Origin of the sequence: Stecheria intestinalis, from assembly GCF_009696165.1 — a bacterium.
Classification (GTDB): domain Bacteria; phylum Bacillota_I; class Bacilli_A; order Erysipelotrichales; family Erysipelotrichaceae; genus Bulleidia; species Bulleidia intestinalis.
In genome coordinates this window covers 1-1,702 of record NZ_VUMN01000065.1, presented here as the reverse complement: position 1 = coordinate 1,702, position 1,702 = coordinate 1, and the positions used below count along the sequence as shown (strand labels likewise).

General features: G+C 46.3%; 1 protein-coding gene. It reads right to left on the bottom strand.

Features of this window, described 5'->3' with window-relative positions; translation table 11 throughout:
* Positions 1-135: 135 nt before the first annotated feature.
* The gene (locus FYJ51_RS13365; protein WP_154506017.1) at positions 136-1,356 is read right to left on the bottom strand and encodes an IS110 family RNA-guided transposase; all 1,221 of its coding nucleotides are present in this window, start codon (positions 1,354-1,356) and stop codon (positions 136-138) included.
* Positions 1,357-1,702: the final 346 nt, after the last annotated feature.

The following is a 1,702-nucleotide window of genomic DNA, read 5'->3' as shown; positions in this document are numbered from 1 at the left end:
AAATTTGATAACTTAAATCAAGTCCTTTTTCAGAGATTTCTTCGATAAATTCATAAGCTTCAGAATTTTTCTGATCGGCCACCACGAAAAGAGGAAACAGGCTCCCCGGTTTTGAAAATTCGTTCTATAATCTGCTTAGGAACGGAAAGTTGAGCCGTTCTTCATAAGCGAATAAATTACTACCAATAGTTTATCCGCCGCAGCGATATTGGCAGCTTTGGGCTTCAATGGTGAGGCAGCCTGCTGCCTTTTCTTTTGGTTGAACTGATAGATAGAATCTCCCTTTTTCAGCCTGTAATTGCACGTGGCTGCCAGATAAAGAAGACACCTCAGATGTCTGTTTCCTTTCTTGGATATAGCCAGGTGGGTCCCATCCTTCTCACCTGACTGATTGATTTTCGGATTCAGTCCTGCATATGCTACGATGCCTCGCGCGTTCCTGAACCGGGTGACATCGCCAATTTCCGCGATGATCCGTGCCGCGATGTTCCTGCCAATTCCAGGAATACTGAGCAGAATCACAAAGGAAGGAAACTTACTGGCATCTTCGATCAATTCCTCAAGGTATGTATTGCAGAGCTCCATCTGCTCCATGAGTTCATTGATCATCTGAGGAAACTGCTGTACTTCCACACTGTCCGCATCCACGCCGGAATAACATTCCTCTGCACACTGATACATCTTGTGAACGATATTTTCAGTGAAGCCTTTCTTATGACCTGCGGGCTTCTGGATCGCGTTCACAATGGTTTCCTCCCTGTGCCTGAGAAGTAATGATGGATGCGGATATTTCTTCAGCACTTCCATCGGAACCGAATCGTAAAGGCTTGCATGCCCTTTGAAGCACTTATCCATGCGCGGATAGATCACATCCAGCATTGCCCGGAACGTGCATTTCCGCTGCCGCAGGATCTTCAATTCGCTCTCATACATGCGATTCTTTGCCCGCAGACGTGCATACGTATCCGATTCATTCTGGTGGCAGTGCAGATGTTCTTCCTGGTAATACACTTTGGCGATATGGGCACAATCCGCATTGTCTGTCTTATTGCCATGAAGGTTCGTCTTCCGATAAGCTGCAGACAGCAGTGGCGGAACGACAATGTAAGGATTTCCTATATCATCAAGATACTTCTGGAGACAGCGATGGTAGACGCCGGTCGCCTCGAATACTACCGGGACTGTATCAGCTTCGCTCTTCTCCTTCACCATCTCAATGGTTTCAGACAATGCTTCAAAGCCATCTTTCGTATCGTTCAGCACTTTCGGCTTCCGCAGGGAATGGCCTGCTGTCAGCCACGGCTGATAGTGGCAGTTGCCTTTTGAGACATCTACCGTGATAATTGGTCCGTCCATAAAAGAGCCTCCTCTGGCATAAATGTCTGCGGTAAAGCTTCCCTGAACCTTTGCGACAGCTGATTTTTCTGGATTAGATACGGCATGCCTGAATACTTCCGGCTGCACATTTTGATTAAGCTGGCTATATCACAAAAGGGAAGCAGGACGTTTTTTGTCACTGGCTTATCGTTCGATAGCTTAAAAAAAGTGGCGTCCTTACTTTTACCCAGACCTTTCCGGTATATGCCTATACGCAGGAAAGGCCAGGAATACACCCAGGTAATCCTGACCTTACCATTGTAGATTCATATGCTCATGACAGCTCAATCAGGACTGGATTCTTCCTGATTTCATAATAGAAAAA